The organism is Sphingomonas sp. OK281 (assembly GCF_900115295.1).
GTDB lineage: Bacteria > Pseudomonadota > Alphaproteobacteria > Sphingomonadales > Sphingomonadaceae > Sphingomonas.
On sequence record NZ_FOVZ01000003.1, the window covers coordinates 322,634 to 336,106 of the forward strand.

Annotated in this window: 14 protein-coding genes and 2 tRNA genes; 9 read left to right on the forward strand and 7 right to left on the reverse strand. The window is 66.3% G+C overall.

Annotated features, from left to right (window positions below; genetic code table 11):
• Positions 1-11: 11 nt before the first annotated feature.
• Complete coding sequence (locus BM244_RS13055; protein ID WP_368086075.1) at positions 12-1,013, reverse strand: zinc-binding alcohol dehydrogenase family protein; 1,002 nt, start codon at positions 1,011-1,013, stop codon at positions 12-14.
• On the opposite strand from BM244_RS13055, the gene BM244_RS23875 reads away from it, so the two are divergent.
• Positions 897-1,706 carry an alpha/beta hydrolase gene (locus BM244_RS23875; protein WP_368086076.1) on the forward strand — a complete coding sequence of 270 codons (810 nt, stop codon included), beginning with the start codon at positions 897-899 and terminating at the stop codon, positions 1,704-1,706. The genes BM244_RS13055 and BM244_RS23875 overlap by 117 nt on opposite strands.
• On the opposite strand, the gene BM244_RS13065 is transcribed toward BM244_RS23875, so the two are convergent.
• Positions 1,657-1,733: transfer RNA gene (locus tag BM244_RS13065), tRNA-Arg, on the reverse strand. The genes BM244_RS23875 and BM244_RS13065 overlap by 50 nt on opposite strands.
• Positions 1,734-1,783: 50 nt before the next feature.
• A tRNA-Arg gene (locus BM244_RS13070) sits at positions 1,784-1,860 on the reverse strand.
• A 94-nt stretch (positions 1,861-1,954) separates the two neighbouring features.
• Between BM244_RS13070 and BM244_RS13075 the strand changes: the two genes are divergently transcribed.
• A complete protein-coding gene (locus tag BM244_RS13075; protein ID WP_093399356.1) occupies positions 1,955-2,479 on the forward strand; it encodes a hypothetical protein in 525 nt (174 codons plus the stop codon).
• A gap of 41 nt (positions 2,480-2,520) precedes the next feature.
• Here BM244_RS13075 and BM244_RS13080 read toward each other — a convergent pair whose 3' ends face one another.
• From BM244_RS13080 to hemB, 3 genes are read right to left on the reverse strand one after another with little or no spacing between them, the layout of a single operon-like run.
• Positions 2,521-4,761 (reverse strand): spermidine synthase, encoded by a 2,241-nt coding sequence (locus tag BM244_RS13080; protein ID WP_254784433.1) that lies wholly within the window; start codon positions 4,759-4,761, stop codon positions 2,521-2,523.
• Positions 4,754-5,293 (reverse strand): GNAT family N-acetyltransferase, encoded by a 540-nt coding sequence (locus tag BM244_RS13085; protein ID WP_093399358.1) that lies wholly within the window; start codon positions 5,291-5,293, stop codon positions 4,754-4,756. The genes BM244_RS13080 and BM244_RS13085 overlap by 8 nt, the downstream gene beginning before the upstream one ends.
• On the reverse strand, positions 5,290-6,282 hold the full coding sequence (gene hemB, locus BM244_RS13090; protein ID WP_093399359.1) for a porphobilinogen synthase: 993 nt from the start codon (positions 6,280-6,282) through the stop codon (positions 5,290-5,292). The genes BM244_RS13085 and hemB overlap by 4 nt, the downstream gene beginning before the upstream one ends.
• A 92-nt stretch (positions 6,283-6,374) precedes the next feature.
• Between hemB and BM244_RS13095 the strand changes: the two genes are divergently transcribed.
• Positions 6,375-7,259 (forward strand): diacylglycerol/lipid kinase family protein, encoded by an 885-nt coding sequence (locus tag BM244_RS13095; protein WP_093399360.1) that lies wholly within the window; start codon positions 6,375-6,377, stop codon positions 7,257-7,259.
• Between the two features lie 258 nt (positions 7,260-7,517).
• Here the strand turns inward: BM244_RS13095 and BM244_RS13100 are convergent, their stop codons facing one another.
• On the reverse strand, positions 7,518-8,132 hold the full coding sequence (locus BM244_RS13100; protein ID WP_093399361.1) for a peptidylprolyl isomerase: 615 nt from the start codon (positions 8,130-8,132) through the stop codon (positions 7,518-7,520).
• A 114-nt stretch (positions 8,133-8,246) separates the two neighbouring features.
• Here BM244_RS13100 and BM244_RS13105 point away from each other — a divergent pair, with 114 nt between their 5' ends.
• Genes BM244_RS13105 through BM244_RS13130 form a run of 6 tightly spaced genes read left to right on the forward strand, consistent with a single transcriptional unit; the run spans position 8,247 to position 13,368 of the window.
• Positions 8,247-9,152 carry an ATP-grasp domain-containing protein gene (locus BM244_RS13105; protein ID WP_093399577.1) on the forward strand — a complete coding sequence of 302 codons (906 nt, stop codon included), beginning with the start codon at positions 8,247-8,249 and terminating at the stop codon, positions 9,150-9,152.
• Complete coding sequence (locus tag BM244_RS13110; protein WP_093399362.1) at positions 9,152-10,168, forward strand: LLM class flavin-dependent oxidoreductase; 1,017 nt, start codon at positions 9,152-9,154, stop codon at positions 10,166-10,168. The genes BM244_RS13105 and BM244_RS13110 overlap by 1 nt, the downstream gene beginning before the upstream one ends.
• Positions 10,165-10,899, forward strand: coding sequence for a methionine ABC transporter ATP-binding protein (locus tag BM244_RS13115; RefSeq protein ID WP_093399363.1), 735 nt, complete (start codon positions 10,165-10,167; stop codon positions 10,897-10,899). Before BM244_RS13110 ends, BM244_RS13115 begins: the two co-directional genes overlap by 4 nt.
• Positions 10,896-11,558 (forward strand): methionine ABC transporter permease, encoded by a 663-nt coding sequence (locus BM244_RS13120; protein ID WP_093399364.1) that lies wholly within the window; start codon positions 10,896-10,898, stop codon positions 11,556-11,558. The genes BM244_RS13115 and BM244_RS13120 overlap by 4 nt, the downstream gene beginning before the upstream one ends.
• Before the next feature lie 8 nt (positions 11,559-11,566).
• Positions 11,567-12,361, forward strand: a complete 795-nt coding sequence (locus BM244_RS13125; protein ID WP_056062680.1) for a MetQ/NlpA family ABC transporter substrate-binding protein — start codon at positions 11,567-11,569, stop codon at positions 12,359-12,361.
• 38 nt (positions 12,362-12,399) lie between these two features.
• Positions 12,400-13,368, forward strand: a complete 969-nt coding sequence (locus BM244_RS13130; RefSeq protein WP_093399365.1) for a magnesium and cobalt transport protein CorA — start codon at positions 12,400-12,402, stop codon at positions 13,366-13,368.
• Positions 13,369-13,473: the final 105 nt, after the last annotated feature.

A 13,473-nucleotide genomic window follows, 5' to 3' on the forward strand; every position in this document is an offset into this window, starting at 1 on the left:
TGTGCGTGCTGTCAGAACCGCGCGATCGCCTTCAACACGTGATCCGCCTCCGCGATCAGCTGGGGCAAGCGCGTGGGCATGTCGTCCGCATCGAAACTGTGGGTATGCAAGGCGTCGATCGGGATATGTCCCGCGGTGATCGATGCGATCACGTGGGCGAAGTCGCTCGCCAGCGCGTTCCGGCTGGCAAGCAGCGTGGTTTCGCGCTTGTGAAACTCGGGATCGGCGAACACCAGATCGCCTGGAGCGACCCCCACCAACACCAGCTTACCGCCATGCGCGACATAGGCGAGGCTTTGAGTCATCGCCGCCAGCACACCCGTTGCGTCGAACACCGCGTCGTACATCGCACCGCCGGTCCGCGCGGCCAACGCCGCCGCGATATCCTCATCGACTGCCACGGTGTCATCGAAGCCCAGCGCCGCCCTTGCGAAGTCGAGGCGCGCGGCGCGCGTATCGATCAGCGTGACGCGCGCGCCGCTCAGCTGGGCAAATAGTCCGGCGGCGATCCCGATCGGCCCCGCGCCGACGACGAGGACCTGGTCGCCAGCCGATAGCGCGGCCCGTGCGACGGCGTGGGCGCCGATCGCCAGGAATTCGATCATGGCGGCTTGGTCGAGCGACAAGCCCGCGACGTCGATCACGGCACTCTCAGGCACCGCAAGAAGTTCGCACATCCCGCCATCCGCATGAACACCGAGCACGGAGATAGTGACGCACGCATTCGGCTTGCCCTTGCGGCATGCAACGCACGTTCCGCACGACAGATAGGGATTTATCGCAACGCGCTGACCGGGCGAAAACGTCGACCCCACAGGCGCGTGCTCCACCTCGCCGGCAAGCTCGTGCCCCATCACCCGCGGGTAGGACAGATACGGATGACGCCCCGCATAGATATGATAGTCCGTCCCGCACAGGCCGACGCGGCGGATCCGAACGAGGACCTCACCCAATCCCACGGTCGGCGCGGCTCGCTCCACGATATCCAGACGATAGGGCTGTTGGCAGACGATGGCTTTCACGGTATTTTGCTAGCTCCAGGCGAGCGTTGCTGTTTAAAGACCGCTTCTCATATATACAAGCCAGCTTTGGTATGTGCAAATAAGAGTGGTCCTGCGGGACGTGCAGGGCCGAGGTTGACGCTTGTGGATTGCCGGATCGCGTATTCGCCGCCGGGGAACGACAGGCATGCGAAAGCTCGTCGGCGCCCAGGCGCGGAGGGATGGCAATGGCTCGCGGGCGAATGCACGCGCGCGATTGCCGCCGCTGCGTGCACCGCGCCGTCTGCGGAGACGGCGGCGGTGCTTTCAAGCTGGACCGGCGACATCCGCGGCTCGATCCCGCGCGACACCGGCGGCGAGATCATCTCGGGCTGGCGCTTGCAGAGGTCCGGGCGGCGATGCGCGACGCGACGTCGCTGGAGCGGCAGACGATCTCGCCGCCCTGCCCCAACCCTGCTCACAACCTGCGAGAACGACCCGCTACGCGACGAAAGCAAAGCCTATGGCCATCGCCTGCGCGACGTGGACATTACCGTCGATCGCGATCGATGCGCGGGCATGATCCACGCGTTCCCACAAATGGGCGGACGGATGGATCGGTCAAATCGGCTGCGCGATCGCATCGCCCGCTGCCTCGACGCCGATGATGGAAGAATGGTGCACCCAGAGCGATTCGAACGCCCGACCCTCAGATTCGTAGTCTGATGCTCTATCCAGCTGAGCTATGGGTGCATCGCCGTTCCGTGACCGGTTCGACAAGCCCGCCGTGAAGCGGAAAATCCTGGTGCACCCAGAGCGATTCGAACGCCCGACCCTCAGATTCGTAGTCTGATGCTCTATCCAGCTGAGCTATGGGTGCACTGGAGGGGCGCTGATAGCAGGCATTTTCGGGGGCGCAAGGGTTTGCCGCGATAAAGTTGTGTCGGGCGACGCGGACGCATAGAGCAGCGGGCATGAAACTCGCCACGTCGTTCCGATCGCGGTCGCTCCGCACGCTATCGCTCCTCGCGCTGCTCGCAGCGGCGGCGTGCAGCAAGGATACCACCGCCTACCCGTCGCTCGGTCTGCGCCCGGTCGAGAAGCTCGGATTCGCCGAGCCCGAGGTGAAGACAGCGGTCGCGACGCCCGATCCGGCGTTGGATGCGGATATCCGGACGATCTCGAACAAGCTCGATGCCATCGCCACCGGTTTCACGCGCGACGCGGCCAAGGCGGAGGCGCTGGCGCGGACCGCGCGCGGCGCCGCAGTCGGCAGCGACGCGTGGCTCGCCGCGCAGACCGCTCTCGCCGGGCTCGACGACTGGCGCGCGCAGTCGTCCGCACTGGTGACCGACATAGAACAACGCGCCACCGACCGCGCCGCCAAGCTGCAGGCCGACTATCCCGCGCTGGCCACGATCCGCGAAACGGCACAGGCCGAGAACGATCGCCAAGGTGCCGCGATCGCGCGCATCCAGGCGAGCCTCCCCGCCGCCTGAGCCGCTGCTGATCCTCCCCCGCCACGGGGAGGATCAGACGGCTAGAACCCCTTCAGCAACGGCAGGATCGTCGAATAATCGTCGGTCCACGCGGTGAAGCCCTTGCGCGGCACCAGCGGAGTCCATGCGGGATCACCCGATCGCAACGCGGCAATCGCACGCGGATCGCGCGACAACGCCACCCAGTCCGACGCCGACGCGCGATCGACCAGCAAGCTCGACGGACGGTATTTCAGCTCGATTGGAGTCCACCCGCCCTCGCGCGCCGCCGCCGCGATCACCGGTTCCAGATCGATGAACCGGTTGGAGATGTGCACCAGCAACAGGCCGCCCGGCGACAGCACCCGGCCATAGGTCGCGAACGCCTCGCGCGTCATCAGGTGCATCGGCACCGAATCCGACGAGAACGCATCGAGTGCGAGCAGGTCGAGGCTGTCGGGCGCATCATGCGCGAGCGCGATCCGGGCATCGCCCATCCTAATCTCGGGCTGGGGCAGGCAGCGCGACAGATAGGTGAACTGGCCTGTATCCCGCGCGATCCGCACCACCGCCGGATCGATCTCGTAGAACCGCCAGCGCTGGCCCGGCCGCGCGTAGCAGGAGAGCGTCCCCGTCCCGAGCCCGACCACGCCGATCCGCGCCTGCGGGCCGTACAGCGCCGGCGCGGCGCGCATCGCCTGCCCGACGCCCGATCCGACCGCGTAATAGGTGGTCGGCGTCCGTTCGCGCTCGGGCGAACCGCGCAACTGGATGCCGTGCACGGTCGTCCCATGATCGAGCTCGCGAACGCCGCCGTCCCGCCCCGGCGTATTGCGCACGGTATAGACGCCGAAATAGCTCCGCACCCGTGCGCCCGGATCGAGCGAGAACTCAAGCGAGCGATACCCGCCGAACAGCACGAGCGCCCCCGCGAGCACGACCATGTACGGCCGTCGCGCACCGATCGCGACGAACCCGATGGCTGCGATCACGAGGAAGACGAGGCCCTGGCGCCCCTCCCCGAACACGCCGTCTGGATTGCCGATCCGCAACCCGGTGAGGGCCAGCATCGCCGCGACGATCGCGAGCAGCGCAACGTATTTCGCCGGCCCCTTGCCCATCCACAGGGCGCGGAACCGTCCGAACAGATACATTTGCGGCACCAGCGCGCCCGCCGCCAGGATCAGCAGCGGATACTCGTAGGTCCAGTCGAACACCACCGGCGCCACCAGCGCGGCGAACACGCCACCGAGCGCGCCACCAGCCGACATGGCGAGGTAAAAGCCCGTCAGCCGATCGGGTGCGGGTCGCTTGCGATACAGAGCAGTGTGCAGCGCGACCGAGATCATGAACAGCAACACCAGCGCGATCCCCGCGCTGAAGAACGGGCGCTCGTTGACCCCGCCCATGATGATTCCGCCGAACAGCAGAATCGTGATCGGCGCGATCCGGGTCAGAAGGTCGGCGAGCCAGCGATCGTTCGCGAACGCCACGCTGAAGCTTAGCAGGTACAGCCCGAGCGGGATCACCCAAAGCAGCGGCATCGCCACGATATCGGTGGTGATGTAGGTCGAGGTCGCCAGCATCATCCCCGACGGCACGAGCGCCAGCGCGATCCAATGCGCGATCCGCCGCGCGCCGGGCGGCGCGCTGGTCGCGGCGACATGATCGACTGCCGCGGTCTTCGGCAGGCGCGTGGCGCAGGCGAGCACCAGCATGATCAGCAGCAGATACCCGCCGCTCCAAAGCAAGCTCTGCCCGTGCACCGCCATCAGCGGCTCGACCAGCAACGGGTACGCGATCAGCCCCGCGAAACTGCCGAGATTGGACGCGGCATACAGCGCATACGGATCGCCGCCCCCGCTCGCCGCGCTGAACCAGCGCTGGATCAGCGGCGCCTGCGCGGAGACCGCAAAGAACAACGGCCCGATCGACAATCCGAGCAGCCACGGCACCCACAAGGCCGGCAACGCGTCCGCCGGAAGCTCCATCGCGATCAATCCGATCGGCAACCACAGCGCCGCGACGATCAGCACGCCCAGATGGATCGCCGCCTGCGCCCGCGGCCGGACACGCCCGAGCCAATGCGCATACGCATAGCCCGCGAGCAGCAACGCCTGGTACACCAGCATCGCCGAGTTCCACACCGCCGGCGCGCCCCCCAGACGCGGCAACGCCATCCGCGCCACCATCGGCTGGACGAGGAACAGCAGGAACGACCCGGTAAGGATCGTCGCGACGAACATCGTCCGGCACCAGCGCGCCATCAGTGGCCGCACTTCCATAGCATCGGTGTCAGACATAAGCGGGGCGGTCGATCCGGTAGAGAATGTGGTGACGAAGGCGGTCATCTTCGGCGAGCTTCGGATGGTCGAAATCGCCTTCGACTACGCGGGTCATCCCGAGCCGCGCCATGAGCGCGCGGCTGGCCGTGTTTGCAGGGACGGTGATCGCCCAGACCGTCGGCACGTTCAACTCGTGCCAACCCCAGGCAAGGGAAGCCTCCGCCGCCTCCCGTGCATAGCCCCGCCCCCATTCGCTTTGGATAAGACTCCAGCCGATCTCCGGTTTCCCCTCGATCGGCGTACCGACCGGGCCGGGCTTGATCCCGCACCAGCCGATGAACGCACCGGTATCCCGTCGCTCGAGCGCCCAGAAGCACGCGCCATAGTCGGCGAACATCGCCTTCTGGCGTGCCACCACCGCGGCGGACTCGGCCAGCGACGGCGCCGGCCCGAGATACGCCATCACCGCCGGATCGGCACACATCGCATGATGCAAGGCGGCATCGTCATCACGCCAGCCACGCAAGATCAGCCGTTCGGTCTGGATCATCCGCCGAGCAATTTCGCCGCATGCGCCGCGTGGTAGGTCAGCACGCCCGAGCATCCGGCGCGCTTGAACGACATCAGCGTCTCCAGCACCATGACGTCGCGCTCGGCCGCGCCAGCCGCGACCGCGTGCTCGATCATCGCGTATTCGCCCGACACCTGGTACGCAAACACCGGCACCTCGAACGCCTGTCGGACGCGGACGATGATGTCGAGATACGGCAGGCCGGGCTTGACCATCACCGTGTCGGCGCCCTCCGCCAGGTCCATCGCGACCTCGCGCAGCGCCTCCTCGGCGTTGGCGTTGTCCATCTGGTACGTCTTCTTGTCGCCCTTGAGCAGCCCGCGCGAGCCGACCGCATCGCGGAACGGGCCATAGAACGCACTGGCGTACTTGGCGGCGTAGGACATGATCTGGACGTTGTGGTGCGACTCCGCCTCGAGCGCGCTGCGGATCATGCCGATCCGCCCGTCCATCATGTCCGACGGCGCGATGATGTCGGCGCCCGCGTTCGCCTGGTTGAGTGCCTGCGCGACGAGCATCTCCGCAGTGGTGTCGTTGACGACATAGCCGGCCGCGTCGACCAGCCCGTCATGACCATGGCTCGTGTACGGATCGAGCGCGACGTCGGTCAGCACGCCGACCTCAGGCACAGCATCCTTCAGCGCACGGATCGCCTGGCACATCAGATTGTCGGGATTGAGCGCCTCGCGACCATCCTCCGTCCGCCGCTCGACCTGCGTATACGGGAACAGCGCGATGCACGGGATGCCGAGGTCGCGCGCCTCGCGGCCGCGCGCGACGATCCCGTCGACCGACCAGCGCGACACGCCCGGCAGGCTGGCGATCGGTTGCTCGACGCCGGCTCCTTCGGTGACGAACAGCGGCCAGATCAGGTCGGCGGGAGTCAGCACGGTCTCGGCATGGAGGCGGCGGCTCCAGGCGGAGGCGCGAGTGCGACGAAGGCGAAGCGCGGGATAGCTTGCGGTCATGCGGCGGGCTTTGCGGGATGCGCGGCGACGGATCAAGTTTTACGGGCGAAGCGTTACGGGTGCGAAACCGCATGCCGTGCGTTGGGGGCCTTATGTCGAACGATACGATCACGTCCGCGGCGCTCGTCGTCAACGCCAAGTCGCGCAAAGGGCAGAAGCTGTTCAAGCGCGCCTGTGCAGCGATGTCGGGGCTACCTTATGAGGTCGACGCGCATGCAGTCGAGGATCCGAAGGACCTGGAAGCGACGGTGCTGCGCGCGCTGGCAAAGAAGCCCGACCTGCTGATCCTGGGCGGCGGCGACGGAACGGTCAGCGGGCTGGTGGACCTGATGGTCGGCCATGACGTGATCCTCGGCGTACTGCCGCTCGGCACCGCCAACAGTTTCGCACGCACCTTGGGAATACCGCTCACCATCGAGGGCGCGGTGGACGTGATCCGTACCGGCAAGCCACGCCGGATCGATCTCGGCATGATCGACGGCGATTATTTCGCGAACTGCGCGGCGATGGGCATCAGCCCGAAGATCGCCGAGACGGTGCCGCACGGGTTGAAGAAGGTCTTCGGCAAGGTCGGCTATCTGGCGTGGGCGACGTATCAGTACATGCGCTTCCGCCCGTTCACGCTGATCGTCGGCGAGGGCCCGACCGCAGTGAAGATCCGCGTAGTCGAGGTGCGGATTTCCAACGGCCCGTATCACGGCGGCACCGAACTGGTCGACGCAGCGGCGGTCGATTCAGGCGAGATCGTCGTGCAGGCGGTGATGGGGCACGTGAAGCGGCGGCTGGTGCAGAACTGGTATGCCAGCGTGTTCCGGCTAGAGTCGCGTCACGAAAAGGTGCGTGATTTCCGGGGCAAGAGCCTGAAGATCAACACCATCCCGCCGCTGCCGATCTCGATCGACGGCGAGGTGCTGGCGAAGACCCCGGTAACGGCCAAGGTCGCGGCCGGGATCATCCGAGTGATGGCGCCGGCTTGAGGCACGCTCGACCAGCCGGACCGCCCGCTTCCTTGTTCTCCCGCGAAGGCGGGAGCCCAGACTGGGTCCCCGCCTTCGCGGGGAAACAATTTAGTGGAGGAGTGACCCATCCTCACACCACCCCGGCGAAGGCCGGGGCCCAATTGGAAAGGTCGGAGTAACTGATCGCAGTCCTCCGTTAGCAACGTTCCCCAATTGGGCCCCGGCCTCCGCCGGGGTGGTAGCTGTGAAGCGTAATCGTTCTCAAACCGACGCCCGTTACTTCACCCGCCGCACCGTCAAAATCTTAACCGGCGCAGCAATCATCTGCCCCTTCATCACCCCAACCCCAGCAGTCGGCGAAGTCGGCGCAGCAAGAATCCGCTTCACCACGTCCATCCCCTCAACAACATGCCCGAACGCCGCGAACCCGGCCGTATCCCCACTCCCAGCCGGATTAGCATCAAGCGACAACACTGGCCCGACGGTAATGAAGAAATCCGCCGTAGCGCTCCCCGGCGCAAACCTAGCCATCGAGATCGTCGCATCGACATGCGACAGCCCGGTCTGGCTGGTCGGCTCATGCTTCACCGGCGGCAACAGCCGCTTAACCTCGCCCTGCGGCCCGCCCTGGATCAACCCAGAGTCCGCCCCGAGCTTCATCGCCCGGTAGAACGTCACCCCATCGAGCCGCTTCTGGTCGACGTACCGCAAGAAGTTCGCGGTCGTCAGCGGCGCGCGCTCCTTTTCCAGCGCCAGCGTGATCGGCCCCTCGCTCGTCGTCATCACGATCGAGACGGTCGCCGGGACGACAGGCGGCGGCGGAGCTTCCTGCGCCGAGACGGAAACGGCGCCGACAACGGCAAGAGCGAGCGTGACGAATCTGGAGATCATCCGCCACGCTACCGCGTCCTCCCCTCGCTGTCAGCGGCCCCGCGACACGATATTGCGCGCGGCAAAGTTTTGCTTGGGTTTGCACGCCCGCACGCAATGCGTATCCGGGTCGCGATGACCGATCTCGCCATTCTCTACGAGCACCCGCTCTGGTTCGAACCGCTGTTCGCCGCCCTCGACCGCCGCGGCGTCGCGTTCACCCGCGCGACGCCCGACGGGTTCTGGAACCCCGCCGACCAGAGCGCCCCCGCCCCCGTCGTCTTCAACCGCATCGCGATGTCGAGCTTCCTGCGCAACGACGAGCATCCGATCTTCGACACGATGGCAATGCTCGATCACTGGCGCCGCACCGGCGCACGCGTGGTCAATGGCACCGACGTCCTCGCGATCGACGCCTCCAAGGCCCGCCAACTGTCGCTGATCGCCTCGCTCGGCCTCGCGATCCCCGAGACCCGCGTCGTCCACCGCGCCGCCGACGTCGTCCCCGCCGCCCAGACGCTCCGCTTCCCGCTGGTCGTCAAGGCGAACATCGGCGGATCGGGCGCCGGCATCATCCGTTTCGACAACCTCGAAGAACTCCGCACCGCCGTAGCCGATGCCGGCCTGCCAAGCAGCGTAGACGGCGTCCTGCTGGTCCAGGAATACGTCCCCGTCCGCGACGGCGCGATCACCCGGATCGAGACGCTCGACCGCAAGTTCCTCTACGCGATCGAAGTCGCCGGCGGCGGCGCATTCGATCTCTGCCCGGCAGATGCCTGCGTCGTCCCCGGCTCGGGCATCAAGATGGCCGCGGTCGAGCCCTCGCAAACATTGAAGGACGCCGCCGAAGCGATCGCCCGCGCGGTCGATCTCGACGTCGGCGGAGTCGAGGTGATGATCGACGACCGCGACGGCGTCGCGCGCTTCTACGACATCAACGCACTGTCGAATTTCGTCGCCAAGCCCTTGGAAACACTCGGCTGGGATCCGCACGACCGGCTCGTCGATTACCTCGTCGAACAGATCGAGAAGGCCCGCTGATGCGCTATGGTTACTGGACTCCCGTCTTCGGCGGCTGGCTTCGCAACGTCCCCGACGAGGGGATGGAGGCGAGTTGGGCGTACACCAAGGCGCTCACGCAGAATGCCGAGCGCTGGGGGTATGACCTGACGCTGATCGCTGAGCTGAACCTCAACGACATCAAGGGCATCGAACAACCCGCGCTCGACGCGTGGTCGACGGCGGCGGCGCTGGCGGCGGTGACCGACAGCATCGAGCTGATGGTCGCGGTCCGTCCGAACTTCCATCACCCCGCGCTGTTCGCCAAGGCCGCGGCGAACATCGATCGGATCTCCGGCGGGCGGCTTGCGCTCAACGTCGTGTCGTCCTGGTGGGCGGACGAAGCCAAGCAATACGGCCTCCAGTTCGACCAGCACGACGATCGCTACGCGCGCACCGCCGAGTGGTTGACCGTCGTCGATGGGCTTTGGACGCAGGAGCGGTTCGACTTCGCGGGCCAGTTCTACACCACCGAACAGGCGATCTGCGCGCCCAAGCCCGCCAAGCGCCCAACCGTCTACGCGGGCGGCGAGAGCGAGAAGGCCAAGGCGATAATCGCCGCGCAGTGCGACGCCTACGTCATGCACGGCGACCCCGCCGAGGCGATCGCGCCAAAGATCGCCGACATGGCGGCGCGACGCGAAGCAGCTGGCGGCGCGCCGATGCAATACGGCATGGCCGCGTACGCGATCGTGCGCGACAGCGAGGCGGAGGCGAAGCGCGAGCTCGACCGCATCACGAGCGTCACCGAACTCCCCGCCGGCTATGCGAATTTCGATCAGTGGTTGTCGGGCACGCAGCTCGAACGCGAGCTGAAGATCCAGGAATACTCCGTCTCCAACCGCGGCCTGCGTCCCAATCTGGTCGGCACGCCCGAGCAGTTGAAGGAGCGTGTCGCGGAGTACGAAGCCGCCGGTCTCGACCTGCTGCTGCTCCAGATGAGCCCGCAGGCCGAGGAAATGGAGCGGTTCGCCGCGCAGGTCATGGGCACCGCATGATACGCCTGATCGACGTCATCAAAACCTACCCGGCAAGCGAGGCGGCGGCCCTCGATGGCGTATCGCTCGAAATTCCCGCACGCGGCGTGTTCGGCGTCATCGGCCAGTCCGGCGCGGGCAAATCGACGCTGATCCGCCTGATCAACGCGCTCGAACGCCCGACTTCGGGCCGGGTCGAAGTCGATGGCGTCGACGTAGCCGCGTTGTCGGCGGCGGACCTACGCGCGCTACGCCGCCGCATCGGCATGATCTTCCAGAACTTCGGACTGCTTTCGTCGCGCACGGTCGCGGCGAACGTCGCGTTCCCGCTGGTGCTCGCGGGCGTATCCGAAGCCGAACGCGAGACGAAAGTCGCCGCACTGCTCGACCGCGTAGGCCTCGCCGATCACGCCACCAAATATCCTGCCCAGCTCTCCGGCGGCCAGAAACAGCGCGTCGGCATCGCCCGCGCGCTCGCCACCGACCCCGACATCCTGCTCTGCGACGAAGCGACCAGCGCGCTGGATCCCGAAACCACCCGCTCGGTCCTGACCCTTCTCCGAGAGCTGAACCGAGACCTCGGCCTGACGATCGTCCTGATCACGCACGAAATGGACGTCGTCCGCTACGTCTGCGACCGCGTAGCCGTCCTCGAACGCGGCCGCATCGTCGAGACCGGAGACGTCACCGACATCTTCGCCAACGCCGCTCACCCGGCGACGCAGCGCATGCTCGCGGCGCTGGCGGCATGAGCTTCTTCGCCAACATCGACTGGTCGGACATCGGCCAGGCCTGCCTCGACACGCTGATCATGCTCGGCGGATCGCTGATCCTGACGATCGCGTTCGGCCTCCCGCTCGGCGTCCTGCTCTACCTGACCGACCGGGGCCGCCTGTCGCAGAACCGCGTCGCCAACGCCGTGCTCGGCGTCATCGTCAACATTCTCCGCTCGGTGCCGTTCATCATCCTGCTGATCGTGATGATCCCGCTCACCGTCATGCTCGTCGGCACCTCGCTAGGCGTTGCCGGCGCGATCCCGCCGCTCGTCGTCGGCGCCGCGCCGTTCTACGCACGGCTCGTCGAGGGATCGCTGAAGGAAGTCGACCGCACCACGATCGAGGCGGTGCAGGCGATGGGCGCCACCACCCGCCAGATCGTCACCGGCGCGCTGATCCCCGAGGCGCTCCCCGGGCTGATCGCCGGCGCCACCGTGACCGCGGTCGCGCTCGTCTCGTTCACCGCGATGGCGGGCGTAGTCGGCGCGGGTGGGCTCGGCGATCTCGCGATCCGCTTTGGCTATCAGCGCTTCCAGACCGACGTCATGGTCGTCACCGTCGTGCTGCTGGTCGTGCTCGTCCAGATCATCCAATATGCCGGCGACGCGCTCGCCCGCCACTTCACCCGCCGCTAGGAATTCGCATGAACCGCCGCATTTTGCTCGCCTCGTTCTCGCTGCTCGCGCTCGCCGCCTGCGGTGGCACCAAGACCAACGACGGCAAGACGCTGACCGTCGCCGCGACCGCGGTGCCGCACGCCGAGATCCTGGAATCGATCAAGCCGACGTTGGCGAAGGAAGGTGTCGATCTCCAGATCCGCGTCTTCAACGACTACGTCCAGCCCAACCTCCAGGTCGAGCAGAAGCAGATCGACGTCAGCTATTTCGAGACCAAGCCGTATCTCGACGAGTTCAACGCCTCGCGCGGCACGCATCTGGTGACCTATGCCGGCGTCCATGTCGAACCGCTCGGCGCCTATTCGCGCAAGTGGAAGTCGATCGCGCAGATCCCCAACGGCGCGACCGTCGCGATCCCGAACGAGCCGAGCAACGGCGGCCGCGCGCTGCTGCTGCTGCAAAAGGCCGGGCTGATCACGCTCAAGAACCCGACCAACCCACTGTCGAGCCTGAACGACATCGCCACCAACCCCAAGAACCTGCAGTTCAAGGAACTGGAGGGCGCCACCCTGCCCCGCACGCTCGGCGAAGTCGATCTCGCGCTGATCAATACCAACTACGCGCTCGACGCGAAGCTCAACCCGGTCCGCGACGCGCTCGCGATCGAGGACAAGAACAGCCCCTACGTCAATTTCGTCGTCGGCCTGCCCGGCGGCGAGAAGGACCCACGGGTCGTGAAGCTGATCGCCGCGTTGCGCAGCCCGGCCACCAAGACCTTTATCGAACAGCATTATCGGGGTGCGGTCCTCCCGGCGTTCTGATACCGGCGCGGCCTCGTTAGCGTAATCCCTGAGGCTCCATGACGGTCGTCGCCGCGTATCTCTATCGCCATGGCAAGCGCGTCCGCGCGGTCTCGATCGACGAAAAGGTCGACTGCCCCGCGGATCGTTCGGAGTTCGTCTGGATCGGCATCTGCGACCCGACCGACGCCGAGATGCGGACGCTCAAGGACCAGTATAACCTCCACCCACTGGCGGTGGAGGACGCGATCAAGGCGGACCAGCTGCCCAAGGTCGACGTCTATGGCGACCAGCTGTTCGTGGTCGCGCGCACCGCGCAGCTCGAGGGCGACAAGATCGCGTACGGCGAGACCGCAATCTTCGTCGGCCACAGCCACATCATCAGCGTCCGCCACGGCTCCGCGCGCTCGCACAAGGCCTTGCGCGAACAACTCGAAGCCGCGCCGACGTTGTTGATCAACGGCGTCGACTACGTCCTCCACGCGATCCTCGATTACGTCGTCGACGGCTATCTCCCGATCGTCGAGAGCATCGAGGACGAGGTGCTGGCGATGGAACAACGCACGATCGACGCGTTCCTCGGCCGCGACGAGATCGTCCGCATCTTTGGGCTGAGACGCGAGATGATCCGCTTCCAGCGTATCCTAGGGCCAATGGGCGAGGTCGCGAGCAAGATCGTCCGCCTCGACCTGCCCTGCATCGACGCCGAGGCGAAACCGTATTTCAGCGACGTGCTCGACCACGTCCGCCGCGTGCAGACGATGGTCGAGGGGTTACGCGAAGTGCTGACTTCGGTGTTCGAATTCAGCAACCTGCTGGAGCAGCAGCGCACCGGCGCGATCACTCGCCAGCTCGCCGCCTGGGCTGCCATCCTCGCCGTGCCCACCGCGATCGCCGGGATCTACGGCATGAACTTCGAGAACATGCCCGAGTTGAAGTCGCAATATGGGTATTTTGTGGTGCTGGCCGTGATCGCGGTGGTCTGCTCGGCGCTGTACTTGAAGTTCAAGCAGGCGAAGTGGTTGTAGCGGAACCGACCACCCACTCCGTCATGCCGGGCTCGTTCCGGCATCCACCGATCCGCATACTCGCCAGCCGTCGATACGCGGCACGGTGGACCCCGGAAATAGTCC